The organism is Pedobacter heparinus DSM 2366 (assembly GCF_000023825.1).
In the GTDB taxonomy this organism is placed as follows: Bacteria; Bacteroidota; Bacteroidia; order Sphingobacteriales; family Sphingobacteriaceae; genus Pedobacter; species Pedobacter heparinus.
This window is the reverse complement of the sequence record NC_013061.1, coordinates 2890834-2917304: the sequence shown is the minus strand read 5'-3', so window position 1 is coordinate 2917304 and position 26471 is coordinate 2890834. Positions and strand designations below refer to the sequence as shown.

Below are 26471 nucleotides of genomic sequence, written 5' to 3'. Positions count from 1 at the left end.
AATGACTACAGGAAACAAAAATTCAGTTCCAAATAAAAAGAGTAAGGATACTCTTTTTACCAGGATCAATAAATGGCTTCACTTATGGCTGGGGCTTGCCTCCGGTATCATTGTGCTGATTGTTTGTCTAACAGGTTGTATCTGGGTATTTAATGAAGAGATCAATGGCCTGCTGGAACCAAAAACAAGAATTGAAAAACAAGATAAACCCGTACTCACACCCGGACAGTTGTCGGCCATTGTAGCCCGCGATTATCCAGATAAACTACCGGCATATGCCACTTATCAGCAGGGGCGTACCATTAACCTTAACCTGAAAGATAAAGTAGAAAAAAAAGGAAGGGGCGAAAGAGGAGCTGGAAGAAGGGGCGGGGGTACTACCCTTAAAATTAACCCCTATACCGGAGCAGTGGTGGTTACGGAAGTCAGAAAAAAAAATGAGACTGATTTTTTCAGGTTCATTCTGAACGGTCACCGGTTTCTTTGGATGCCTTATGAGATTGGCCGGCCTATTGTAAATTATGGAACCCTGGTATTTGTACTGCTCCTGATTACAGGTCTGATCTGGTGGTATCCCAAAAAATGGAACAAATCTACGCGCGACAAGAGTTTTAAGGTCAAATGGGGAGCTTCGTTTAAAAGGGTAAACCTCGATCTGCACAATGTACTGGGTTTTTATTCATTGCTGTTTTTGCTGGCCATTGCACTTACGGGTATGGTCTATGGCATTAAATGGTATAGTGAAGGTTTATATTGGGTAACCACCGGAGGAGAAAAACTGGCAGAATTTAAAAGGCTGGAATCAGATTCCCTGCAGGCCAATAAATATTATACACCAGAGGCGGCTATGGATCTGGCCTGGAATAAGGTCATTGCAAAACATCCAAAATCGCAGGGCTTTTATTATAATTTCCCGGATACTTCAAAAGCTAAGGCTACAATCGGCATTACAGTATATCCCAATACTGGTCAGTTTTACAATAGCCAGGGTTATACTTTTGATCAGCATACGGCTAAAGAACTCCCCAGGGCAGATATCTATTCCACAGCTTATGCTGAAGCAGGCCTTGGTGGCAAGCTCCGTAAAATGAATTACGACATTCATGTAGGAAGTATACTTGGGTTTCCGGGTAAGGTAATGGCCTTTCTGGCTTCATTAATAGGGGCAAGTCTGCCTATAACAGGGTTTTTGATCTGGTATGGCCGGAAATTTAAAAAGAAAAAGAAGCCTGTAAAAGAAACAGGCCATGTGGTTCAAAAGCTGGCCGGAAAAAAGAAGGTAGCAATAGCAGTTGCTGATGAAGTGCCGCTTTAGCCTGGCCGCTATTTACAGCTTTTAAGATCTTTGGCTACCTGCTCATAAGTATACATCCCCTGATGATTGCCAAATGAATTACTAATGTAAACCAGGAGCTGGGCAATGTCTATGTTTTGAAGATTGGCAAAACCTGGCATAGTGCCTTCATACTCCAGCCCACCCACTGTAATGGGCTCTTTTATACCATTTTTAATAAAACAGGCCAGTTTTTGTTTGTTTACTTTTAAAAAGATGGTATCGGTTAGTGGCGGTGTTAAAGTACCCAGGCCTTCGCCATTGGCCCCATGACAGTTCTGGCAATGCTTCAGGTACAGATCACGTCCATTTACATAATAAACATCCTGTTTAATTTTGCCGGCATCCTGGCAGGAAAATATGATGGTGGCAACAGCAAATAAAAACAGTAAACCTATAAAATACCTGCGCATATTTTACTTTTTATCTTCAGCCAGTAAAACCGGAATGTCTTTCATCAATTGGTCTACCTGCTTGGTATCGGTACCATCATAAGCACCGCGAATGCGCTTTTGTTTATCTATCAATACCAGCCAGCCCTGATGTATATAGCCGTCTTTAGCAGTCGTATCTTCAATTACGGCTACCAGATAGTCCTTCTCGGCTATCTTATACACGCTGTCCTTAATGCCATAAACAAACTGCCATCTGCCATCATCAACACCAAGTTTCTGCGCATATTTTTTAAGTACAGCAGGTGTATCATACTTAAAATCAATGGTATGTGAAAGGTACATTACCTCAGGATTGTCCTTGTATTTTTCAAAAATCGCTTTCATGTTGCGGTGCATAGTCGGACAAATGGTGGTGCAGGAAGTAAAAAAGAAATCGGCTATATAAATCTTGTCTTTAAACTTATCCTGGGTAATGTTTACAGAATCCTGGTTTAAGAAGCTAAATGCCGGAATCGTTTTAAAAACAGTATCCACGCGGGTCGTTCCGTCAGCATTTTTAACCGTTTCTGTTGTCCTGGGCCCCAATACAGGTAGCTTTTTTGCATCACCGCAGGCAGAAAGTATAAAAACCAAAAGAATTAAAAAAGAAAGGGGTATATGGGATCTTAATTTCATGTTGTGATAGGATTGGGACGAACAAAGGTAACTAAAATGAAATTAACCCTGCCATTTTGATAAGGTTTCCTATTGCCATAAAAAGGTCATGAAATAAATAAATGATGTTTTCAATGGTTTTTATACGCTTTTCTAAGCACCGGCCCAAACAGGCATCCACTTTGAAAGGGGCTTGTAAAATTGAATTTATCATGGATAATCAAATGATATTTGTACGTATAGCAACTGAAGAAGACATCAGGTATGCACATGAAATTGTAAATGAAACCGCTGCTTCGGCCGTAGCACGTGGCTCCGGTATTTCCAACCGTACAGTGGAAAGCATTGCCGAAAAAATGAAGGGTGGAAAAGCTGTGGTTGCAGTTACTGGTACTGGCGAATGGGTAGGCTTTGCCTATTTTGAAGTCTGGCAAAACAACAGTTTTGTGGCCAACTCTGGTCTTATCGTTGCGCCCAGGTTTCGCCATGCAGGTGTAGCAAGGGCAATTAAGGAGCGGATTTTCAGGATGTCGCGCAGCAGGTATCCAGGGGCAAAGATTTTCAGTATCACCTCTGGCGCCGCAATGATGAAGCTGAACACCCAGCTGGGATTTGAACCGGTTAGTTTTGCCCAGATCACGCAGGACGAATTTTTTTGGGAAGGTTGCAAAAGCTGTGTAAATTATAACATTCTGGAAAATAAAAAGCGATGCAATTGTTTGTGTACGGCCATGCTCTTCGATCCGCATAAGGCAGAAGGAGGGCAGTCTGCAAAAAATATAAACCGGCTACAGGTAATGCGGCTCGAGTGTACTGCTCATCCTGGAGCAAGTCTGGTTCCTTTTGCAGAAGGAACCAATGCACTATGTACAGCATTAAACGATATCAGATGGTTTTCTGAATACGTTTTTCCAATAGAAAGGGATTTACCTGATCCGGTAAGGATGCAGGTAACTGCAATTCATACAGATATCATGACAAATAATCTGGCGGGCCAATGTAGTTTTACAGTCGAGATCAGATACGATCACAGTTATACAGCAAAGGAAATCCTGAATACGGTAAGGAACCACATCAGGAGTAAATTTGACGTTCATGACGACATACTTGTCTCGAATAATTGCTAATATTGCTGAAATTATAGGCTATGCAGAATACGGTTCTGATCATTGATGACGAAAAAAAAATATGCAGCCTTTTGGCACGCATTATAGAACTGGAAGGTTTTAAGGTCTTTCAGGCCGGTACCGGAAAGGAGGGGCTCAAAATTCTTTCCAGTCAGGATGTATATGTAGTCATAAGCGATGTAAAACTTCCTGATATTAACGGTGTCGAGCTGGTCAGGGAAATTAAAAAAATAAAGCCTTATGCAGAGGTAATTAACCTGACGGCCTTTGGCACCATAGCCGACGGGGTAATGGCCATGCGCAATGGTGCCTTTGATTACATTACCAAAGGCGATGATAACGATAAGATCATTCCATTGGTTTACAAAGCTTTGGATAAGGCAAAGCTGCAGTACCGCATAAATGAGCTGGAAAACAAGGTAGGTAAAAAGTATAGTTTTGAGGGGATTCTGGGCCGGTCGAAAGCCATCATAGCAGCCATAGAACTAGCCAGAAAAGTAGCGGCCACAGATACCACTGTATTGCTTTTGGGCGAGACCGGAACGGGTAAGGAAGTGTTTGCACAGGCCATCCATTACGAAAGTCCCCGTAAAATGAAACCCTTTGTTGCCGTAAATTGCAGTGGTTTTAACCATGAACTGCTGGAAAGTGAATTGTTTGGCCATAAACAAGGTGCCTTTACCGGGGCGGTTAAAGACAAGAAGGGTTTGCTGGAGGAAGCCCATGAAGGCACTATATTTTTAGATGAAATAGGAGAAATGAACATGGAACTGCAGGCCAAATTGCTGAGGGTATTGGAAAACCAAACCTTTATTAAGGTGGGCGATACGCAGACCAGCAAAGTAAATGTACGCATCATAGCAGCTACCAACAGAGATCTGAAACTGGAAGCAGAAGCAGGTAGGTTCAGGCTCGACCTGTATTACCGGCTCTCTGTGTTTTTTATAGAGCTGCCTGCTTTATCGCAGCGTAAATCTGACATTTTATTGATCGCCAGGCATTATCTGAAAGAGTTTGCAGATAAGGTGAACAAGCCCGAGTTTAAAATGGATACTGATTTTGAAGAATTGTTGTTGAAACACGCCTGGAAAGGTAACATCAGGGAACTGAAAAATGTGATGGAACGTGTGGCTATTCTGGCGGATGGGCAGGAACTCAGCAGCAGCCTGCTGCCTTATGAGTTTCATCTGGGTGGACAAATTCCTGAGACTGATGCCTTAAAAATGGAATCCGTGGAAAAACAGCACATCATTAAAGTACTGAAATACACCCGTGGCAATAAAACAGAAACCGCAAGACTATTGGGAATTGGCCTGACTACCCTGTACCGTAAAATTGAAGAACTGAAAATAGGCACGGCAGTGTGAACAATTTCATTTTCTTAAAAGAGCGGAAACATTCCCATCCATAACCTGTTTATTAGGAACATAAAATTTATCTAACTCCTATTCCTATGAACAGCATTAATAAAAATCAGCCGGAAGATACTATAGAAAATTTAGGCCGGGAAGAAGCCGTAAAAAAAATCAAAGAGCTAATAGAGCAGGCTGAAACCTGTTTTTTTTGTACAGAACCGGCTTCCGGACCTTCCGGAGGCGTAAGACCAATGACTATCCAACAGGTGGATGATGAGGGGAACCTATGGGTCATCAGTGCAAATGACAGCCATGTAAATGCCGAAGTAGCACTTGATTCAAGGGTAAAACTCTATTTTCAGGGCTCTAAGCATTCGGATTACCTATATCTTACCGCAGAAGCAAGTATTCATGACGACAAGACAAAAATAAAGGAACTTTGGAGCCCCTTCCTGAAAGTATGGTTTACAGAAGGGGAGAATGATCCCCGTATTTCGCTGTTAAAAATAGTGCCGTCTTTCGGGTATTACTGGGATAACAAGCATGGTAACCTGGTTGCAGGTGTTAAAATGATGATCGGTACAGCAATTGGCAAAACACTGGATGACTCAGTAGAAGGAAGGATCAACATTTAACACAGGTTTCCCTAAGCTTCCATAATGATAAAAACCCTTCCAAAATGGAAGGGTTTTTTATTTACCAGGTTTTTTGTATTTTCTTTTACATATTGATTTATAGATAGTTGTGTATTTTTTTCTTCTTGTGGTATGCCAATTGGCTATAGCTTCTCAAAAACAACACAATTATGTTAACAATCCTTTTGCTCCTTGCCCTGCTCATCTTATGCAGGTTATTTTACAAATCAATCGACTGGTTCGAAAAAATCTAAAAGTTATGATCGCATTATTCCTTATCGCAATCGCCGTCTTCATCTATATGATCTACGTGCTGATTAAACCAGAAAAATTTTAATTAAAAACTATGAACACTGAATTACTTGGAATTGTTGCTACTTACCTGCTCACGCTGGTCATAGCTATTCCGCTGGGTAAATACCTGGCAAAAGTTTTTGCCGGAGAAAAAGTCTGGACAGACTTTCTGAAACCACTCGAAAACGGCATATTTAAGCTGTCCGGAATCAACCCCAAAGAAGAGATGAACTGGAAGCAGCACATGAAAGCACTGCTTACCATTAACCTGGTTTGGCTGGTATACGGTTTTTTTGTACTGATATACCAGGATAAACTACCCCTGAACCCTGATGGTAATCCCGGTATGACGGCAGATCTGTCTTTCAATACCATTATCAGTTTTGTCGTAAACTGTAACCTGCAACATTATTCCGGAGAATCTGGGGTAAGTTACCTCACCCAGCATTATGTACTCATGTTTTTACAGTTTGTAAGCTGTGCAACCGGTATAGCTGCTGCGGTCGTGTTTTTTAAAGCTTTCAGAGATAAAACTTCGGTTAAACTGGGCAACTTCTGGGATTTCTTTGTAAAATCAATTACCCGTTTGTTATTGCCCCTGTCTTTAATTATGGCCCTTATCCTGGCTTTTAATGGCACACCAACCAGTTACGAAGGTAAAGACCAGTTTATCTCCCTGCAGGGTGATACCGTAAATGTATCCCGTGGCCCGGCCGCCGGCTTTATTGCCATAAAACACCTGGGTACCAATGGTGGAGGCTGGTTTGGTGCCAATTCTTCACACCCTTTGGAAAATCCAAATTACCTGACCGCTATGGTCGAACTGATTGCCCAGGTGATCATCCCCATCGCCATGGTCATTGCCTTCGGTTACTTCATCAGGCGTAAAAAACTGGCCTGGATGATCTTCGGGGTAATGACCATAGGCATGCTGCTCCTGCTGGTCCCTACGCTGAGCAGCGAACTGGGGGGTAATCCGGCAATTGCAAAAATGGGTATTTCGCAGGCTACAGGCGCCATGGAGGGTAAAGAGGTACGTTTTGGTCCAGCCATATCTGCTTACTGGAGTACAGTAACCACCATCATCTCTACCGGTTCGGTAAACAGCATGCACGACAGCACCATGCCTTTAACAGGAACCTGGCAATTGCTGGGCATGATGATCAACTCCTTTTACGGGGGCTGTGGAGTAGGGATGTTGAATTACTTTATTTACCTGATCATCGCTGTATTTATTTCCGGACTGATGGTGGGCCGTACACCAGAGTTTCTTGGGCATAAGGTAGAGGCCAGGGAAATCAAGATAGCGGCGCTGATCACGTTGTTAAGCCCTTTTTTGATTTTGGCTGGTACCGCTATAGCCAGTTATGTCTTTACAAACCATGGGGATGCGGCCTGGGCCGTACAGCCCAAAAACTGGCTGAACAATCCCGGCTTTCATGGCTTCTCTGAAATGTTATATGAAATGACCTCCTCCAATGCCAACAATGGCTCGGGCTTTGAAGGGCTGGGCGACAACAATGTATTCTGGAACGTGGCCACAGGTTTCGTATTGATACTTGGTCGTTTCCTGCCCATAATTGGTCCGGTGGCTATTGCCGGTTTACTAGGTGCCAAAAAATACATCCCCGAATCGGCTGGTACGCTAAAAACAGATACGCTGACTTTCAGCCTGATGACCTTTGCAGTAATCCTGGTGTTAAATGCACTTTCTTATTTCCCTGCACTGGCCTTAGGCCCCCTGGCAGAATATTTTACGATGCTTAAATAGAAACAGACAGATGAAAACTTCTCATAAATTATTTGAACCTGCTTTAGTGCAAACTGCATTTAAACAGTCTTTTATTAAACTCGACCCAAGGGTGATGGTCCGTAACCCTGTCATGTTCACGGTCGAGATCGGTACGGCCATTATGGCCTATGTTACCATTTATTCAATGAACAACCCCGGACAGGGATCGGCCGTATACAACTTCTTTATTTTCCTGATCTTATTGCTTACCGTACTTTTTGCCAACTTTGCCGAGGCCATTGCCGAAGCCCGCGGAAAAGCTCAGGCCGACAGTTTAAGGAAAACCAGGGAAGAAACACCGGCCAAAGTATTGCTGAGCAATGGAAAGGTTGAGGTGCGCTCTTCAAACCTGCTCAAAAAAGGGGATGTATTTATCTGCGAAGCAGGCGATACCATCCCCACCGATGGCGAGATCATTGAAGGTATAGCTACAATTGATGAATCGGCCATTACAGGTGAATCAGCCCCCGTTATCCGCGAATCGGGTGGCGACAAATCATCCGTAACCGGTGGTACAAAAGTGCTTTCTGATGAGATCAAAGTACAGGTAAGCACTCAGCCTGGCGAGAGCTTTCTGGATAAGATGATCGCCCTGGTAGAAGGTGCATCCCGTCAGAAAACACCCAATGAAATTGCTTTGACCATTTTGCTGGCCAGTTTTACCCTGGTTTTCATCATCGTATGCGTAACCTTAAAGCCTTTTGCCGATTATGCAAATACGCCGATCACTATAGCAGCCCTGATCTCCCTGTTTGTATGTCTGATCCCTACAACCATTGGCGGGCTCCTTTCTGCCATTGGCATTGCGGGGATGGATAGGGCATTAAGGACCAATGTGATCACCAAATCGGGCAAGGCAGTTGAAACTGCTGGCGACATAGATGTCCTCCTCTTAGATAAAACCGGAACCATTACCATAGGTAATCGTAAGGCCACAAATTTTTACCCTACCACCGGGATAGTGATCAAAAACTTCATGGATGCCTGTGTGCTGAGCTCACTGGCAGATGATACGCCTGAAGGAAAATCTATAGTAGAGCTTGCGGCTTTACAGGACAGCCATAGTCATGCTGTTGCACCTGAAGGAGCAAAATTTATCAAATTTACTGCCGAAACACGTTCGAGCGGTATTGATACCCCTGATGGAAAACGCATCCGGAAAGGGGCATTTGACGCTATCCGTAACATCGTGTTGATGGCCGGAAACCCTTTTCCAATGGATATTGAAGACCAGGTTAAAGCTATAGCCAACAATGGTGGTACCCCATTGGTAGTTGCCGAAAATGAAAAAGCCATCGGAGTAATCGAACTGCAGGATATCATTAAGCCCGGCATCAGTGAACGTTTTGAACGCTTGCGCAAGATGGGGGTGAAAACCGTAATGGTAACCGGTGATAATCCCTTAACCGCTAAGTTCATCGCCGAAAAAGCAGGGGTTGATGATTTTATTGCCGAAGCCAAGCCGGAAGATAAAATGAACTATATCAAAGAGGAGCAGGCACTGGGTAAACTGGTAGCCATGATGGGTGATGGTACCAATGATGCCCCCGCTTTGGCACAGGCCGATGTAGGCGTGGCCATGAACAGTGGTACGCAGGCAGCTAAAGAAGCCGGTAATATGGTCGACCTGGACAATGACCCTACCAAACTGATCGAGATCGTAGAGATCGGCAAACAACTGCTGATTACCCGTGGCACGCTAACCACCTTCTCTATCGCAAACGATGTGGCCAAATATTTTGCCATTGTACCGGCCCTGTTTATTGCTTCCATCCCTGCTTTACAGCATTTGAATATCATGGGGCTACACAGTCCTGAAAGTGCAATTTTATCGGCCGTAATTTTTAATGCCATCATCATTCCTTTCCTCATTCCCCTGGCCTTAAAAGGTGTTGCCTATAAACCCATAGGTGCCAGCGCCTTGCTGCGCAGAAACCTGTTTATATATGGGTTAGGAGGGGTAATTGCACCTTTCATCGGCATAAAATTAATTGACCTGATGGTAGGATTATTTATTTAAAAATAGAAATCATGAAAAAATACCTGTTACAATCTATACGCCTTACTGCAGTACTGATGCTGCTCTTATGTGTCATCTATCCTTTAATTGTTGCCTTTGCAGGCAACTTTTCCAGAGGCAATGGTGGGGGCGAGAAAATCACTAAAAACGGAAAAGTAGTGGGCTATGCCTTATTGGGACAAAACTTTAGCCAACCCGAATATTTCTGGGGTAGGCCCTCTGCTGTGGCTTACAACGCTGCCGGATCTGGAGGCTCCAATAAGGGCCCTTCCAATGCCGAATACCTGGCCTTAGTTTCAGGCAGGATCGATACTTTGTTAAAATACCATCCCTACCTTAAAAAGGCAGATATCCCTGCCGATATGGTTGCTGCATCGGGAAGCGGACTGGATCCCAACATTTCCGAACAGGGGGCCATTATACAGATCAAAAGGGTGGCAGCCACACGTGGCCTTACCGAAAGAACTGTTGCAGAACTGGTGGTAAAGTATACCGAAGGCCCTTTTTTAGGGATGTTTGGTCCATCACGTGTAAATGTATTAAAGCTAAATCTGGCGCTCGACGAATTAAAAAAATAAATTGAAATGAAGAAACTACTATTGTTATCGGCAGTCTTAAGTACTGTCGCAGGCTACAGCTATGGGCAGACCGAACCGAAAATTAAGGTGTCTGGCTACCTGGAAACTTATTACGGATACGATCTTAACAAACCATCAGATAACAACCGCCCCGGTTTTATTTATTCACACAACCGTCACAATGAGGTAAACCTGAACCTGGGTTTTATTAAAGGGGCCTATGATGATGGAAACATCAGGGCAAATGTAGCCTTGATGGCCGGTACGTATACCAATGCCAATATGGCTGCTGAACCTGGTGTGCTAAAAAATATTTATGAGGCCAATACAGGCTTAAAGCTTTCTAAAACACTTAACCTCTGGCTTGATGCAGGTATATTTGCTTCACATATTGATTTTGAAAGTGCGGTATCCAAAGACTGCTGGGTATTGACCCGGAACATTTCCTCAGAAAATACACCTTACTATGAATCGGGTGCCAAGCTCAGTTATGCCAGTAAGGATGGCAGTTTTGCTGCTACCTTGCTTTACTTAAACGGCTGGCAGCGCATTAACCGCCTCAATGGCAACAGCAAGCCTGCAGGTGGCTTGCAGCTGACCTGGAAACCTACAGCAAAAATCACCCTTAATTATAGCAATTACCTGGGAACAGAGGGCAGCGACGCCCTACGTGTAAACCGCTTTTATCATGATGTATATGGAATTTTTGAATTGACAGACGATTTCGGTCTGACCCTGGGGCTCGACTACGGTACCCAGCAGGAGGCTAAAGGGAGTAAAAAACACAATGAGGTATTTGCACCGGTAGCCATAGCCCGTTATAACATTTCTGATCAATGGAAAGTGGCGGGCAGGGTAGAGCATTACCAGGATAAAAATGGTATTTTTATAGTTACAGGTACATCCAACGGCTTTAAAACCACTGGTTATTCTTTAAATGTTGACTATGCCCCCATCAGCAATGCGGTAGTAAGGCTGGAAGGGAAGCTTTACGATAGCAAGGATAAAATATTTATCAAAAATGAAAATATAGTGAATACCAACGCTGCAGTTACAGCAAGTATTGCAGTTTCTTTTTAAGTTTTTTACAGGGCTGGTTGTGGTGCGGCTGGTCCTGTATTAATTTTTAATTATGGATAAAAAATATTTTTATACAATGTGATGGAAGAAGAAAATAAAGCAAGCTCCGTACGCAAATTTCTGGACCTGGTAAAGAAATCCAGAAGGGGGAAATTTAAAGTCTACATTGGCATGAGCGCCGGTGTGGGCAAAACCTACCGGATGCTCCAGGAAGCACATGCATTATTGAAAAATGGCATTGATATCCATATCGGTTATATCGAAACGCACAACCGCGCAGAAACACAGGCCCTCCTGGCCGGTATTCCCTTGATCCCCAGAAGAAAATTGTTTTACAAGGGGAAAGAACTGGAAGAAATGGATGTAAATACTATCATTAATCTGCACCCTGAAGTTGTAATTGTAGATGAACTCGCACATACCAATGTAGAAGGAAGTAAAAATGGCAAAAGATGGCAGGATGTGGTCGACATCCTGGAAGCCGGCATCAGTGTGATCTCGGCCGTAAATATCCAGCACCTGGAGAGCATGAACGAAGAGATCGAAAAGATTACCGGGATTCCCATTACAGAAAGGATTCCCGACAGGATCCTGGAACTGGCCGATGAAATTGTAAACATTGACTTAACGGCAGACGAACTGATAGACCGCTTAAAGGCAGGTAAGATCTATGACCACACAAAAATTGAACGTGCATTGGCTAACTTTTTTCAATCTGACAGGATATTGCAGCTCCGCGAGCTTGCTTTAAAAGAAGTGGCCCATCATCTGGAAAGGAAGATCAGTATAGAAATTCCCAAACAGATTAAACTGAGGCCCGAACGCTTTATGGCCTGTATCTCTACCAATAAGGAGACCGCCAGGATCGTGATCCGCAAAACAGCCCGGCTGGCCTCTTATTACCATTCATCCTGGATCGTGCTGTATGTACAGAACAACAGGGAAAGGGGCGATAAGGTAAAGCTTGATCTGCAGCGGCACCTGATCAATAATTTTAAACTGGCCACAGAACTGGGTGCGGAAGTGATCAAGATCAAAAGCAACCAGATTACACAAACTATACTAAAAATAGCAGAGGAAAAAGAGGTCACTACGATATGCATCGGCAAGCCACATTTAAATTTATTTCAGATTATCATGAGAACCGCGATTTTTAACCAACTTTTGCGCAGCATTTCAGCTACAGAAACCGATTTAGTGATTTTGAGTTAGCAGTGTTATAGAATTTAAAAAATATAGGAATGAAAATAAAAACCAAACTTCGCCTCGGATTCGGATTCCTGTTCGTGGTGATCCTCTTTTTTGGAGGTATTTCATTGTACTACATGAATGAGATTTCCATAAGGTCGAAGGTTATTTTGAAAGACAATTATGAGACACTGAACTTTACGAGTAAGATGCGGTCGATACTGGATGAACACCCTTTGCCCTTGTCAGATCAGGCCCGGGAATTGTTTAACAGGCAACTGGCGCTGGAAGAAAAGAACATTACAGAGGCCGGAGAGGGCAAGGCAGTAGCTGCCCTGAAACTGGCCTATACAAAGCTTATAGATCCTTCAGCTACACCGGCAGCAATACAAGAGGCTATCGCCAAGATCAGGTGGCAGCTGAAGTTGATTGACGACCTGAACATGAATGCTATTGTCAGGAAAAATGATGTGGCACAGGCTGCCATAGAAAGGGCCGCCATGTATGTGATCTTTGCCGCTTCCATCTGTTTTCTGATCCTTTTTTCTTTCATCGTCAATTTTCCGGGCTTTGTAGCCAATCCCTTACGCGAGTTTTCTGATGCCATAAAAGAGATCAGCCGTAAAAATTATAAGCAAAAACTGGAGTTTAAAGGTTCGGATGAATTTTCTGAACTGGCGGCCTCCTTTAATGTGATGACGGCCGAATTAAATAAGTGGGAAAGCAGCAACCTGGCCAAAATACAATCAGAAAAACTGAGAATTGAGGCCATTATTGAACAGATGCAGGATGCCATCATTGGCTTAAACGAACAGCAGGAGTTTCTGTTTTTCAATAAGGTAGCCGGACAACTGATGAACCTTGACCAGCAAAATATAATCGGACAGAATGCAATGGAACTTCGCAAAAAAAATGACCTGCTGAACCGCATTTTACAGGAAACCGGTACGGATAAACCCATCAAGATCTACGCTGATCACAAAGAATCCTATTTTCAGCTGGAGCGAAGGGAAATTATGGTGCCCAACTATGACGACAATGCCGACAATGCAACTGTTCAAACGGGTAAAGCCGCGGGCCAGGTCTATATCCTTAAAAACATCACCCAGTTTAAAGAACTGGATGAGGCCAAAACAAATTTTATTGCTACCGTTTCTCATGAGCTGAAAACACCCATCTCATCCATTAAGATGAGTTTAAAACTGATGGATGATGAAAGGGTCGGAGTCATGAACCCTGAACAAAAGGAACTCGTCCAACACATCAGGGAAGATTGTGGAAGGCTGCTCAAGATTACCAGCGAGCTGCTCGACCTGGCTCAGGTAGAAACCGGTAACCTGCAGCTGAACTTTGTGAAGTCTGATCCCCGTAAAATTGCCATCTACGCCATGGATGCCGTAAGGTTCCAGGCCGAACAGAAATCAATTGAACTGGAACTCATTTCAAAAAATAAGCTCCCGCAAATCAATGTTGATATTGAAAAAACAGCCTGGGTACTGGTCAACTTCCTGTCCAATGCCTTAAGATACAGTGCAGTAAAATCAAAGGTTATAGTCCAGGTAATCGAAAAGAACGATACCATAGAGTTCTCCGTCAGGGATTTTGGCAAGGGGATAGAAGAACAATATCAGAAACGTTTGTTCGAAAAATATTTTCAGGTACCTACAGATGGGAACAACAAATCAGGATCGGGACTTGGCCTCGCCATTTCTAAAGATTTTATAGAAGCCGAAAGTGGTAAGATCTGGGTTGAAAGTGCAATAGGGGAAGGGAGTAAATTCTGCTTTTCATTGCCGGTTGCCACTAATGCATGAGCCGTTGTCCCTTAACGTACTGCTGTCCGGCAGCACAGCTTTGGGTAAATTCTCAATGGTGTTGCTTTAACAGAAATGGTCGCAGCTGTAAAAAGTACTGCGGGAATCTGTAGAAGAAGCTGTAACTTTGCAAAAAAAAGAAAGCAGGTTTAAGGCCTGCTTCTTTTACAGAATTACGTACGCACAAATGAGAATAAGGAAAAATGCGGTGATTACCGCTGTTGGGGGTTATGTTCCAGATACGGTTTTAAGTAACCATGACCTCGAAGAAATGGTGGATACCAATAGCGAATGGATTGTTGCCAGGACAGGGATAAAGGAGAGAAGGATTGTAAACGATCCTGATATTGCGACTTCAGATATGGCAACTTATGCCCTTAAAAGATTGATGGAAGAAGGCAATGTTAACCCTGATGAAATTGATTGTGTGATCGTATCAACCTCTACACCGGATTATGTAATGGTAAGTACAGGCAGTATGGTATGCGAAAAAGCAGGCCTTAAAAATGCATGGGGCATAGATACCAACGCCGCCTGCAGTGGTTTTTTATATGCACTTACACTTGGTGCAAGTATGATTGAAAGCGGACGCTGTAAAAAAGTGGTGGTCATTGGTGCCGATAAAAACAGTGCCATCGTAAATTATACGGACCGCAACACCTGTATCCTCTTTGGTGATGGTGCCGGTGCAGTTTTACTGGAACAAACAGAAGAACCTGTAGGATTAATGGATAGCTTTTTCAGAACCGATGGCAGTGGTAAGGAAAACCTGATCGTGACTGCCGGGGGCTCTAAATTCCCTGCTTCACAGTCTACATTGGATGAAAAGCTCCATTATGTACGTCAGGATGGCCGTGTGGTATTCAAAGCAGCCATTCAGGGAATGACAGATACCTGTAACGAGGTTTTAAAATCCAACGACCTCGTCAGCGCGCAAATTGATTACCTCATCCCGCATCAGGCTAACCTAAGGATCATCCAGTCCGTAGGCGAATACCTGGGTTTATCTGCCGAGCAGGTAAAGGTAAACATAGACCGTTATGGAAACACCACCGCTGCAACCATTCCTTTGTGCCTATGGGATTTTAAAGATGATTTTAAATATGGCGATAAAATGATACTCACCGCATTTGGTGCAGGTTTTTCATGGGGTGCAACCTATTTGAAATGGGGAACATTACGCCAGTCTAAAAAAGATTAAATGACAGTAGAAGATAAAATACAGGCATCGGAAACCCGTATCTTTAAAGCAGTGTTTCCCAATACCACCAACCATTATGATACATTATTTGGCGGAACAGCCATGCACATGATGGATGAAGTGGCTTTTATTACCGCTACAAGGTTTAGCAGACAGCGTATGGTTACTGTCAGCAGCGACAGGATTGACTTTAACAGGCCAATTCCAGCTGGCACCATTGTAGAGCTCATTGGAAGGGTTAGCCACATTGGCAATACCAGTTTAAAGGTAAGCGTAGAGATTTATATCGAGCAGATGTATAGCGACGAAAGGGAAAAAGCGGTAACTGGAGAGTTTTCGTTTGTGGCCATAGATGAAAATAAAAAACCCGTACCGGTTTTTAAAGGCTGATCCTGACTATCTGCTAAATGACCAATTGACCGTTCCGTACCACAATACGGAACGGTTTTTTTATGCATATTTTTATTAAGGTAATTTTTAATAAGTTATTGAAAATGAAATGACCAATTATTTCATTTTGGTTAATTATTGTGTATATTTAAATTTATAAATGCCTTTTAATTGGTTATTTTGATGGTATTTATTGCAATTCTTAAAAGGATTTAATGTCGTAATGAGAAAAATAACAGCCAAGAGCATCGTATTTATTACCGGTGCATTTGTAACCAACGCCTGCTGGGATGAATGGCGGGCTTATTTTGAAATCAATGGCTACAAGACCATCGCTCCGGCCTGGCCTTTTAAAAATGGAACTGCTGCCGATCTCCGTAGCAGGCAACCTCATGACACAGATCTTGCCGCTTTAACTTTAACGGAATTGACAGATCATTATGCCAGTATAGTTAGCAGAATGCCCGAAAAACCCATCGTCATCGGACATTCTTTGGGCGGATTGATCACCCAGATCATTGTCAACCGCGATCTTGCGGCTGCCGGGGTAGCCATACATTCTGTTCCAACATTAGGTGTATTCCCTTATGAATATTCATTTATTAAAGCAGGATGGAAGTCGCTAGGCATTTTCAGCTCGCTCAAAAAAACTTATTTAATGTCCTTTAAAGACTGGCAATATGCATTCGTTAATGAAATGTCCCTGGAAGAGCAAAATATCGCCTACCAGCAGTTTACCATTCCTGAATCTAAAACTGTGACCAGAGGCGCACTTACTACTGCTGCCAGAGTAGATTATAAAAAGGAACATGCGCCACTTTTGTTTACTGCAGGTAGTATAGACAACATTATCCCCGCACATTTAAATTACCGTAATTATAAAAAATACGCAAAAAACAACTCCGTTCTGGCCTACAGGGAGTTTCAGGGGCGTAACCACTTTGTCCTGGGGCAAACAGACTGGAAAAATGATGCAGAGTATATTTTAAACTGGTTAAAAGCAACCTGAAATATTTCATTTTTTTGGCTAAATCTTTTGCATTTATCTTACATTTGCAGCAAAATGCTGTTGAAACCACTTTCCATATTGCTTTTATTCAGTTTGCTCACTGCAAACTGCAGCAATTTGTTTGTTTATCTCGGTTTTGAAGCCAATCAGAATTACATTGCCAAAGAACTTTGTATCAACAGGGATAAACCCCAGCTGCACTGTAATGGTAAATGTTATTTAATGAAAAAATTAAAGCAGGCACAGGAAAAAGAACAGAAACAGGAACGCCAGTCACAGAAAGTCCAGCTACAGGATGCACTGGTTACCCAAAAACTGGTTTGTATTTCCCCGGTTAAGCAGCTCAGATCTTCAAGAGCAGCAGAAATCCCTTTTGCCTTGCCAAGACATTCATCTGCCATATTTCATCCGCCACAGGAAAATTGACCCTTCTCTTCTGAGGCTGCAAACCTTTTTCCTGAAGAAGGGAAAAAAAATTCTACTATAGGCATCGCAAATTGCCGTACAGCTGTAATACTGTGCGTATATCGGTTCGTTGGCTTATAGGCTCAATATTTAATTTTCCTGGAATTATTATTTGTTCCCATTCATTTTATTTAAGGGATGGAGCAGGAATGGATAGATCAAATTTAATGATGAATTTATTTAGATACTTAATTTTATGTATAGGGCTGCTCATGCCTTTTTTGCATGGACATGCCCAGAACTTGCCTGTTAAAGGCCATATTTACGATTCCCAGACGCGTCAGCCGCTCGCCGGGGTGATTTTGTTTAGTGCAAACAATCAGCAACTTACAAAATCTGATGCCAGGGGATTTTTTGAAATAGCTGCTGTACAGCCCGACAATAAGATTAGGGCAGTGCTGGCCGGATATAAAACCCAGAGTATCAAAATTAATACGGCTGAAAATGAACTCAATGTACAACTGGAAGCCGATGGGCTCAGCTTAAACGAGGTCCGGATTGCCGGTTATAATAATGCAAACAAAACCAATAAGGAAACAGCCGGCGCAGTTGCATTGCTTACGGCTAAAGACATCAGTCGTGGCAGCGGCTTGTCTTTGCAACCTGCACTGAATGCCATTCCCGGTGTGCGTATGGACCAGAGTACGCTCTCTGAAGCCCGTATTTCCATCCGGGGCAATGGTGTCCGTGCAGCTTACGGTATCCGTAGTGTTAAAATTTACGTGAATGAAATTCCTGTTACCGAAGCCGATGGAACCACAAGGATTGAAGCCCTCGATGTCAACAGCATCGGCCGTGCCGAAATCATTAAAGGCCCGGCCTCCAGCATCTATGGTGCAGGTACCGCCGGGGTCATCAACTTTCAGCTGCAGCGTGCACCATATCAGGAGCAAAGCCTGGAAGCTTCTGGTTTGGCAGGCTCCTATGGTTTGCACCGTCTGGCAGCTACTTACAGGAGTGGCGGCGACAAGCTGAACAGTTATGTTTCTTATGGCTGGCAGGAATATGAGGGCTACAGAGCACACAGTAACGACATGCGCAGGTTCCTTACCGGAAATTTTCAGCTTTTTCCGAGCGATAAACGCATCATTACCCTGATGCTGAACAGGACCACCCAGCATTCCCAGATTCCGGGATCGCTCACTGCAGCCCAGGTCGCTGCTGATCCTTTACAGGCCAATGCAGCCAATCTGGATAAGCAGGCGGGCAGGTATCAGACCTGGACACGCATTGGATTAGGACAGCAATACCGTTTCAACGATCAGTTTTCCAATTCTACCAGTGTGTTTACGTATTTTTACGACCTGGACCACCCGCTGCCCTATGCCTACATCCGGAATTTTTACCAGAGCTACGGCGGCAGGACCCGCTTTACCTATGATCCCGGATTCAGCATTTTGCCCAGTAGGTTTACCCTGGGTGCCGAGTTTAATGAAGGCCTCACCAAAGGCACCCAGTATGTCAACAACCAGGGTAAGGAAGGCACAGTCAACGCGAATATAGACTATCAGAACAGACAGTATTCCCTTTTCTATCAGTCAGAAACCACACTGGCACCACAAACCACTTTAACATTGGGCTTAAGTTATAACAGTCTGCGTTACGATGTTAAAGATTACCTGAAGCAGAACCAAAGCGGTGTTAAAAAGTTCAATCCGCAGGCAACACCGAGAATTGCACTTAGCCATACATTTAGTGAGGCCTTAAGTCTGCATGCCAGTGTCAGCTCCGGCTTTTCCCCGCCATCCGGTTCAGAGATCAAAAATGTAGATGGTTCCATTAATCCGGTATTACAGGCCGAAAAAGCAATAAACTATGAGTTGAATGCAAAAGGTAACCTGTTGCAATCCAGGCTGGCGTACGACCTGGCCCTGTTTAAAATGGATATGAAGGGTGAACTGATCGCACAATCTGTACAACAGGGCATTACAGTTTACAACAATGCCGGAAAAACAAGCCACAATGGCGTAGAACTGGCCTTATCCTATCAGCTGCTAAAAGCCACTGATGAGGCAGAAATTATTAATCTGCGTCCTTTTGTGGCATTAACTTATTCAGATTTTAAGTTTAAAGATTACAAAACTTTAAATGCACAGGGAGAGGTTACGGCCAGCTATGACGGAAATAAATTAACAGGCATCGCACCCTGGGTAATGAATGCTGGTATAGATCTTGAAACCAGGACCGGGATTTATTTCTATGGAAATTATTTTTATAGCGACCGCCTTCCTTTAAATGACGGCAATACGGCTTATAATGCTGCGTACCAGGTTTTAAATGCAAAAATCGGCTATAAAAAACAACTCGGCAATTGTCTGGAACTGAATGTTTACGCAGGCCTGGATAATATTGGGAATAAAAACTACAGTTCTATTGTATCTTTAAATGCGATAGGCTATGGCGGGGCACAACCCCCATACTTTAACCCCTCCCCAAAAAGAAATGGTTATGGTGGTTTAAATCTAAAATACTTATTTTAACTGATGGAGATGAAGAAGAAAATAGCATTCCTGCTAATGGGTACGGTACTGTGTTTTAACGCCTGTACCCGGAAAACCAATATCCCCGAAGCACAGCTTCTAAATACAGGCGCTGCCGAAGCTGTTGCCCCTTATTTTACCAGAGACAACGAAGGCAATGCAGTGCTGTGCTGGACAGAAAAAGATAGTAAAAATTCCCTTTTCCGTTTAAAGTATGCCAGATACAATGTACAGGCCAGCCGGTTTGATCAGGCCATTACGGTTCCCGCTTCGGCGGGATGCAGTAATGCTGCCGAAAGTATGGCTAAGGTTGCATTTAAAGCAGATGGTACGGTACTGGCCATCTTTGGCAAACGCTTTCCAAATGAAAAGAATCCTTATGCAGGTGCCATATATTATAGCCTGTCAACAGATAAGGGAAACAACTGGTCCGAGGCCCGCTTCATACATACCGATACTGCTCATACTTATGGCCGGGGCTTTTTTGATGTGACTACGTTAAAGGATGGCGAACTTGGTGCCGTCTGGCTGGACGGACGTTTTGGAAAAAATATCAAAGGCTCGGCCTTGTTTTTTGCCCGTACAGCGCAGGGAAAAGGCTTTGAAACAGATACCTGTATCGATAAAGGAACCTGCGAGTGCTGCCGTACTGATATTTTTTCTGATGGGGCAGGGAACATCCACCTTGCTTACAGGAATATCAGTTTCCCTGCTGAACTTTCAGATCAGCAGGTGAGGGACATGGCTTACAAGTCCTCTGCCGATAATGGTAAAACCTTTAGTGCAGCTAAAACCATTAGTGCCGACAACTGGCAGCTCAACGGCTGTCCGCATTCCGGGCCATCGCTTGCGGTAAGTAAGGGCCTTGTGCATGCCGTATGGTTTACAGCTGGTGGCGGAGCAGGTTTATACCATACCTCTTCAGCAGGCCTGGGAGCTGATTTTCAAAGGCGTAACCTGATTACGGCTTCGGGCAGGCATCCACAGCTGATTGCCCTCGAAGGGGATAAGCTGGCTATGGTCTGTGAGGAAGCCCTGATTGCTGAACCTGAAAAACCAATGGAAATGAACCATTCACATGGTGGCATGAAAATGAACCATACAGCAGCTGGTCATGCAAAGATCCTGGTAAATATTTTAACAGCAGGCATACCGGAAAAAGCAATTGACGTTACCGATGGTGCAGCAGCCGATAACCATGCAGTTTTAACCCCTCTTAAAGATGGTTTGCTGATTGCCTGGGTAAGGGAAGGAAAATCCGGATCAAAAATATATTATACTCGCGTAGCATTAACAAAATAACAACATAAAGAGATGAAAAGAACAATAGGGATTTTACTGGTCATCCTGGCAGCAGCTGCCTGTAAGCTAGGTGTAGATTATAAGACCAAACGGGATGAAGTAATGAAATTTCATGATGTGGTCATGGCCGATCAGGGGGTAGTGGTAAACAACCAGATGAAACTGGATACCTTATTAAAGGATTTAAAAGGCTTGAAAGCTAAATTTCCTGAAATAGATACCACAGCAGAAAAAGCTACAATAACAGCTTTGATCGCTCAGCTTACCAAAGCAGAAGACAGCATGGACGATTGGATGCACAAATTTGAACCTGATGTAACCGGAAAATCAAATGAGGCAGCCATTCAGTATTTTAAAGACGAAATGGTAAAGATTGTTGCGGTCGACAGCCTTTACAAAAAGGAGATCAGATCCTCGGCTGCTTATCTAAGTAAATTCGGAAAGTAATGCGCAAGACATTCACCTGCATCATACTGCTGTCCTTAAGCTTGTATGGCTGTAAAGATAAAGCGCAGCAGCTCCCTTTCATGCAAATGGAAGTAGGCGAAAAGGTAATGGATGGTAAAACGGTAAAGGATACGGTTTTCCGGACCATTCCGCCTTTCAGGCTGCTAAACCAGGACAGTGCAGTGGTTACAGAAAATGATTTTAAAGGCTGTATTTACGTGGCCGATTTTTTCTTCACTTCCTGCCCAACCATTTGTCCAACCATGCACCGCAACCTGTTAAAGGTCTATAATAAGTACCTGGGTAACCCCCAGGTTAAACTGGCTTCGCATACCATCGATGTGAAATACGATACCCCATCCAGGATGAAAGCTTATGCCGCTAAACTGGGGGTAAAAGGAACCCAGTGGGAATATCTATGGGGCAGCAGGGATGAAATCTATGCCCTGGCCGAACGAAATTACCTGGTCTCCGCTCAAGAGGATAAAGCTGCGCCTGGTGGTTTTATCCATCAGGGCTACCTGGTACTGGTAGATAAAGAAAAACGCATCCGTGGTTTCTATGATGGCACACAGGATAAGGAAGTACAACAGCTGATGCTGGATATGGATATATTACTGGCCTCGTATTCCCAAAAGTAAGCAGTTGCAGCTTATACTTTACAATTTTCCAGCTGCTGCTCTGCCAGCAGCAGCTGCTTGTAAACTTCATGTACAGAAATGCTGCTCTGTTCTTTCAATACCGGCAGCAGCTGTTTGTAATAGCTGATACCCTGTTCCAGTTGTTCCTTAAACTTGGTAAAGTATTTTATTTTTTTAGTGTTCAGGTCGCTCAGCTGTGCTGAGATGTCTTTTTTCAGGTAATCGATGTAAAGGTTCAGTTCATTAATGAACAGGTTGGGGCGGTTTACGGTAGTCAGTAAATTTGTTTTTCCATAAATGTGCTGTACCATCTCCTTTAAACTGTATTTTCCAGAAAAATAAGCCAGGTTTGGTCCCGGACAAATACTGACCGCCTTGCTTTCCTTAGACTTTAGCATGCCGTTTTTTAAATATACAGCAGCACACAATCCTTCGCAAAGGCATACTTTTTCAGTTATGGCCTCAAACTGTTGCTGATATTCGGCTGCCGGTAAAGCCTGGTTTTCAAGTTCTTTAAGTTTTAAATGCTGATATTCCCTGGATGCCGTGCAGATCGGTAATGCTGTAAATTCCGTGTTCGTACATAAAAATTTCTTGGTACAGGGGCTTCCCGGTCGCCCTTTTGTAATCCGATCCAGCCGCTGTTGTTCCATACTGCTTTGCTTAAAACTGTTAAATAGGACGCCCAAGGGCGATGAATTGCTCAGGTAAAAATCTTCCTGTTCTGCATTAACAAGTGCTTCCAGGGTATCATCATCTACATTTGTAGCTTCCGGCACCAGTAAAAAGGGGCTGCCCCATCCTGCAGCATCCAGCTGGTAATAATTCAGCAGAAACCGGTGCTCCTCGGCCGTACCAATACCACCCTGGGCAGTAATCCGCTGCAAAGGTTTTGAGGGGACAGCCCTGTGTTTTGCAGTAAGGGCCATACCGTATACCTCATACAGCTCCTCCAGCAATGCGCTGCGTTTCTCCTTAAACTCTTCCAATATCGGCCCCAGTAAAAAACCTTCGGTAGCAAAAGCATGGCCCCCGCAGTTCAGCCCCGATTCAACCCTGAATTCGCTTACCCATAAGCCCTTTTTGGCCAGTAACTTAGCCTGAATCGTGGCCGAACGGAAATCACTTACTTTAAGGATGATCTGCTTATTGATCGTTCCCGAGGCATCCGGATAAAAATCTGTGCATTGCTCCATATAGCTATATAGCCTGGGGTTCAGTCCTGCAGAAATAATTACGGCAGCATTAAGCCGGCTATTGGCAAAACCCCGCATGGCAGCCAGGGCATCAGTATAGGCATCGCCAAGGTATTCGTCCTGGCCGTTGTAATTGGCTTTGTCCACCTTCGACATGATGTTTACATCAATTGAACCGGGGCTCATCTTTTGCTTTAAAGCAAAAAGTGCAGTCGCTCTGGCTGCAGGATCTGTCATTTTCAGCATTTCAGTATATTCCAGCTTTAAAACCGAATCGTCGGGCAGCAGTTCAAAGTAGGTATGAAAATCTCCGGCCGGCTCATCCGCTTTGCCCAGCATCGCTTCAAACTGCCCCTTCACCAGCTTGTCCAGCAGGTTCAAATAAGCGGTTATCCTTAAGGCCCGGCAGTCGGTTTCCTTTTTGGCAATAAGCGTATAATCTTCCTGCTGTGCTGCCGAATGAAACTTGCGCATGCGCTCGGTCAGCTCATCATCTACAATGGAAACAACAGAAGAAATTCCATACCTGGCTACTTTTAGAGGCGTATCTATAGAATAACCCAGGCCAAGAACAGGAATGTGAAAAGTATGGTACATGGAATCAGTGTAAGGTTCAGCTGCAAAATAGCAGACTATTTTCAGGTTAAAATATGATGGTCATCACTTTTAAATATGACTGATGCCATAAATCATAGCTGCTCAGAATTTATATATTTGTAAACCATCAAAAAACATAATTTTTATTGATGAAGATCAGTTATGGAGCAAGTCCGATTATTAGAAGCCATTATTGAAACGGCCATTGATGGTATCATTACCATCGACAACAGGGGGCATATCGAAAGCCTTAACCCTGCTGCGCTTAAACTTTTTGGTTATACCCTGGAAGAAGTGAAAGGCCGGAACATCAATATGCTGATGCCCGAACCGGATAAAAGCGGCCACGATGGTTATCTGCACAGGTACCAGACTACTCGTGAAAAACGTATCATTGGCAAAGGACGTGAAGTAAGGGGGCTGAGAAAAAATGGAAGCACTTTTCCTTTTCGTCTGGCCGTAAGTGAGGTGCAATACGACGACCGGATCATTTATACAGGTTTTATACATGATCTTTCCAAAGAAAAAGAAGCCGAAGAACGCCTGCGTGAATATGCGGCCGAACTGGAAGAACTGGTAGAAGAACGGACCAAATCCTTAAGAAAAACAGTGCGGGCCCTAAGCGAAGCCAAAGAAGAGGTGAGCCTCTCACTGGAAAAAGAAAAAGAGCTGAACCAGATGAAAAGCAGGTTTGTATCTATGGCCTCTCATGAATTCAGGACACCACTGAGCTCTGTACAGCTTTCTTCTTCTCTTATTGAAAAATATGCCCAGCCCTTTAACAACAAGAACATCATCAAGCATGTGGGTAAAATCAAAAATGCAGTAGGAAATTTAACGACCATTCTAAATGATTTTTTATCGCTCGAAAGGCTGGAGGCCGGTATCGTTGAACCGGCTTTTATTTCTTTTGACCTGGTCAAACTGGCAGAAGAAGTAACGGAAGAGATGCAGATGATCGCCAAACAGGAACAGCACATCATTTATCAGCATACGGGACTGGAAAGTGTGACCGAGCTCGATCAGAACCTGATCAGGAACTGTATGATCAACCTGATCTCCAATTCCATCAAATATTCCGGTGAACATACCTTTATAGAATTTAATACAGAGATCAACGAACATGAATGTACCATCATGGTAAAAGACAATGGTATCGGTATCCCCGAAGCTGACCAGAAACATCTGTTCCAGCCTTTTTTCAGGGCAAACAATACAGGAAATATCCCCGGTACGGGCCTGGGCTTAAATATTGTACTCCGGTACGCCACACTTATGAACGGCAGGCTCCATTTCGAAAGTGTCGTCAATAAAGAAACCACCTTTAAACTTTCCTTTAACAGATGAAGAGAACACGCATACTGATTATTGAAGATAATGAAGACATCAGAGAGAGTACCGCTGAAATACTTGAACTGGCCAATTACGAGGTTTTACAGGCCCATAATGGAAAAGTAGGAATGGAACTGGCCGCAAAACACCTGCCAGACCTGGTGCTTTGCGACATCATGATGCCCGAACTGGATGGTTATGGTGTATTATACCTCTTAAATAAAAACCCTAAAACTGCAGCAACCCCCTTTATTTTTTTAACCGCAAAAGCAGAACGGATCGACATGCGCAAAGGTATGGAAATGGGAGCAGATGATTACCTGACCAAACCTTTTGACGATGTAGAACTGCTGAACGCCATTGAAAGCAGGCTCAGTAAAAAAGACAAACAGGAACTGTTTTACAGCCAATCGCTCGACAAACTCAGTACCTTGCTCGGAAGCAATTCGGGCATGGCCGAACTCCAGAAAATGATAGCCGACCGCAAAGTGCGGAATGTGAAGAAAAAACAGGTGATCTATTATGAAGGCGACGCTGTTCAGGGTATTTACCTGGTACTGACCGGAAAGGTCAAAACCATTAAGCTGAGTGAGGATGGCCGTGAACTGCTTACAGGACTCTATAACGCAGAAGAATATTTTGGTATCCCTGCACTTTTAGGGCACGAACCTTATGCCGAAACAGCCGAGGCCCTGGAAGATACCACCGTATGCCTGTTGCCAAAAGAAATGGTAGAAGCATTGCTGAATAAATACCCTGATGTGGCCAAAGAATTTATCCGCATCCTCTCCAATAACCTGCGCAGCAAGGAAGAACAACTGTTACAGCTGGCTTACCATTCCGTAAGAAAAAGGATGGCCGAAGTGCTGATCCGCTTATGCAAACAGGAAAAGTCTGGTGCTGTTTTGAATTTAAAAATATCCAGGGATAACCTGGCCGCTATGGCTGGTATGGCCACGGAAACCGTAAGCCGTATCCTGAGCGATTTCAGGGACGAGGGCCTGATAGAAAAGAAAGGCAGCCAGATCATTGTCACCGATGAACTGAAACTCCAACAGATGAAAAACTGATCAACATCACATTTCTCTCTGATTCACCTCATTCTTTGAGCGCTGCAGGACTGTTAATTTTGATTATTCAATAATC

The 26471-nt window shown here is 43.7% G+C and carries 24 protein-coding genes; 21 read left to right on the top strand and 3 right to left on the bottom strand.

Features of this window, described 5'->3' with window-relative positions:
• Position 1: 1 nt before the first annotated feature.
• Complete coding sequence (locus PHEP_RS12460) at positions 2-1315, top strand: PepSY-associated TM helix domain-containing protein (protein WP_015808330.1); 1314 nt, start codon at positions 2-4, stop codon at positions 1313-1315.
• 8 nt (positions 1316-1323) lie between these two features.
• On the opposite strand, the gene PHEP_RS12455 is transcribed toward PHEP_RS12460, so the two are convergent.
• Positions 1324-1746 (bottom strand): c-type cytochrome, encoded by a 423-nt coding sequence (locus PHEP_RS12455; protein ID WP_015808329.1) that lies wholly within the window; start codon positions 1744-1746, stop codon positions 1324-1326.
• Positions 1747-1749: 3 nt separating this feature from the next.
• The gene (locus PHEP_RS12450; RefSeq protein WP_015808328.1) at positions 1750-2403 is read right to left on the bottom strand and encodes an SCO family protein; all 654 of its coding nucleotides are present in this window, start codon (positions 2401-2403) and stop codon (positions 1750-1752) included.
• A gap of 191 nt (positions 2404-2594) precedes the next feature.
• On the opposite strand from PHEP_RS12450, the gene PHEP_RS22080 reads away from it, so the two are divergent.
• The 18 genes from PHEP_RS22080 (at position 2595) to PHEP_RS12365 (ending at position 22200) form a co-directional block, all read left to right on the top strand.
• The gene (locus PHEP_RS22080) at positions 2595-3509 is read left to right on the top strand and encodes a peptidase dimerization domain-containing protein (RefSeq protein WP_143715743.1); all 915 of its coding nucleotides are present in this window, start codon (positions 2595-2597) and stop codon (positions 3507-3509) included.
• Between the two features lie 20 nt (positions 3510-3529).
• A complete protein-coding gene (locus tag PHEP_RS12440; RefSeq protein WP_015808326.1) occupies positions 3530-4876 on the top strand; it encodes a sigma-54-dependent transcriptional regulator in 1347 nt (448 codons plus the stop codon).
• 86 nt (positions 4877-4962) lie between these two features.
• The gene (locus tag PHEP_RS12435; protein ID WP_015808325.1) at positions 4963-5499 is read left to right on the top strand and encodes a pyridoxamine 5'-phosphate oxidase family protein; all 537 of its coding nucleotides are present in this window, start codon (positions 4963-4965) and stop codon (positions 5497-5499) included.
• Between the two features lie 208 nt (positions 5500-5707).
• Positions 5708-5836 carry a potassium-transporting ATPase subunit F gene (locus tag PHEP_RS22490; protein WP_081436850.1) on the top strand — a complete coding sequence of 43 codons (129 nt, stop codon included), beginning with the start codon at positions 5708-5710 and terminating at the stop codon, positions 5834-5836.
• A gap of 9 nt (positions 5837-5845) precedes the next feature.
• Positions 5846-7564 carry a potassium-transporting ATPase subunit KdpA gene (gene kdpA / locus PHEP_RS12430; RefSeq protein ID WP_015808324.1) on the top strand — a complete coding sequence of 573 codons (1719 nt, stop codon included), beginning with the start codon at positions 5846-5848 and terminating at the stop codon, positions 7562-7564.
• A gap of 10 nt (positions 7565-7574) precedes the next feature.
• Positions 7575-9605 (top strand): potassium-transporting ATPase subunit KdpB, encoded by a 2031-nt coding sequence (gene kdpB, locus PHEP_RS12425; RefSeq protein ID WP_015808323.1) that lies wholly within the window; start codon positions 7575-7577, stop codon positions 9603-9605.
• Between the two features lie 11 nt (positions 9606-9616).
• Positions 9617-10183 (top strand): K(+)-transporting ATPase subunit C, encoded by a 567-nt coding sequence (locus tag PHEP_RS12420; protein ID WP_015808322.1) that lies wholly within the window; start codon positions 9617-9619, stop codon positions 10181-10183.
• 6 nt (positions 10184-10189) lie between these two features.
• Positions 10190-11263: a porin gene (locus PHEP_RS12415; protein ID WP_015808321.1), complete on the top strand. Its 1074-nt coding sequence runs from the start codon at positions 10190-10192 to the stop codon at positions 11261-11263.
• 81 nt (positions 11264-11344) lie between these two features.
• On the top strand, positions 11345-12475 hold the full coding sequence (locus PHEP_RS12410; protein ID WP_015808320.1) for a sensor protein KdpD: 1131 nt from the start codon (positions 11345-11347) through the stop codon (positions 12473-12475).
• A gap of 29 nt (positions 12476-12504) precedes the next feature.
• Positions 12505-14265, top strand: coding sequence for a HAMP domain-containing sensor histidine kinase (locus PHEP_RS12405; protein ID WP_015808319.1), 1761 nt, complete (start codon positions 12505-12507; stop codon positions 14263-14265).
• A 187-nt stretch (positions 14266-14452) separates the two neighbouring features.
• The gene (locus PHEP_RS12400) at positions 14453-15466 is read left to right on the top strand and encodes a beta-ketoacyl-ACP synthase III (RefSeq protein ID WP_015808318.1); all 1014 of its coding nucleotides are present in this window, start codon (positions 14453-14455) and stop codon (positions 15464-15466) included.
• Entirely contained in the window at positions 15467-15856 is a 390-nt protein-coding gene (locus PHEP_RS12395; protein ID WP_015808317.1) for an acyl-CoA thioesterase, read from the top strand.
• A gap of 223 nt (positions 15857-16079) precedes the next feature.
• Positions 16080-16865, top strand: a complete 786-nt coding sequence (locus tag PHEP_RS12390) for an alpha/beta hydrolase (protein ID WP_015808316.1) — start codon at positions 16080-16082, stop codon at positions 16863-16865.
• 54 nt (positions 16866-16919) lie between these two features.
• The gene (locus tag PHEP_RS22235) at positions 16920-17291 is read left to right on the top strand and encodes a hypothetical protein (protein WP_015808315.1); all 372 of its coding nucleotides are present in this window, start codon (positions 16920-16922) and stop codon (positions 17289-17291) included.
• Between the two features lie 206 nt (positions 17292-17497).
• Positions 17498-19810 (top strand): TonB-dependent receptor domain-containing protein, encoded by a 2313-nt coding sequence (locus PHEP_RS12380; protein ID WP_015808314.1) that lies wholly within the window; start codon positions 17498-17500, stop codon positions 19808-19810.
• Between the two features lie 9 nt (positions 19811-19819).
• Positions 19820-21112 (top strand): sialidase family protein, encoded by a 1293-nt coding sequence (locus tag PHEP_RS12375; protein ID WP_143715741.1) that lies wholly within the window; start codon positions 19820-19822, stop codon positions 21110-21112.
• 12 nt (positions 21113-21124) lie between these two features.
• Positions 21125-21559, top strand: a complete 435-nt coding sequence (locus PHEP_RS12370) for a hypothetical protein (protein ID WP_015808312.1) — start codon at positions 21125-21127, stop codon at positions 21557-21559.
• The gene (locus tag PHEP_RS12365) at positions 21559-22200 is read left to right on the top strand and encodes an SCO family protein (RefSeq protein WP_015808311.1); all 642 of its coding nucleotides are present in this window, start codon (positions 21559-21561) and stop codon (positions 22198-22200) included. The genes PHEP_RS12370 and PHEP_RS12365 overlap by 1 nt, the downstream gene beginning before the upstream one ends.
• 11 nt (positions 22201-22211) lie before the next feature.
• Here PHEP_RS12365 and PHEP_RS12360 read toward each other — a convergent pair whose 3' ends face one another.
• Complete coding sequence (locus PHEP_RS12360) at positions 22212-23993, bottom strand: hypothetical protein (RefSeq protein ID WP_015808310.1); 1782 nt, start codon at positions 23991-23993, stop codon at positions 22212-22214.
• 162 nt (positions 23994-24155) lie between these two features.
• Between PHEP_RS12360 and PHEP_RS12355 the strand changes: the two genes are divergently transcribed.
• Entirely contained in the window at positions 24156-25340 is a 1185-nt protein-coding gene (locus PHEP_RS12355; RefSeq protein ID WP_015808309.1) for a PAS domain-containing sensor histidine kinase, read from the top strand.
• A complete protein-coding gene (locus tag PHEP_RS12350) occupies positions 25337-26395 on the top strand; it encodes a response regulator (RefSeq protein WP_015808308.1) in 1059 nt (352 codons plus the stop codon). Before PHEP_RS12355 ends, PHEP_RS12350 begins: the two co-directional genes overlap by 4 nt.
• The last annotated feature ends 76 nt before the right edge of the window (positions 26396-26471 follow it).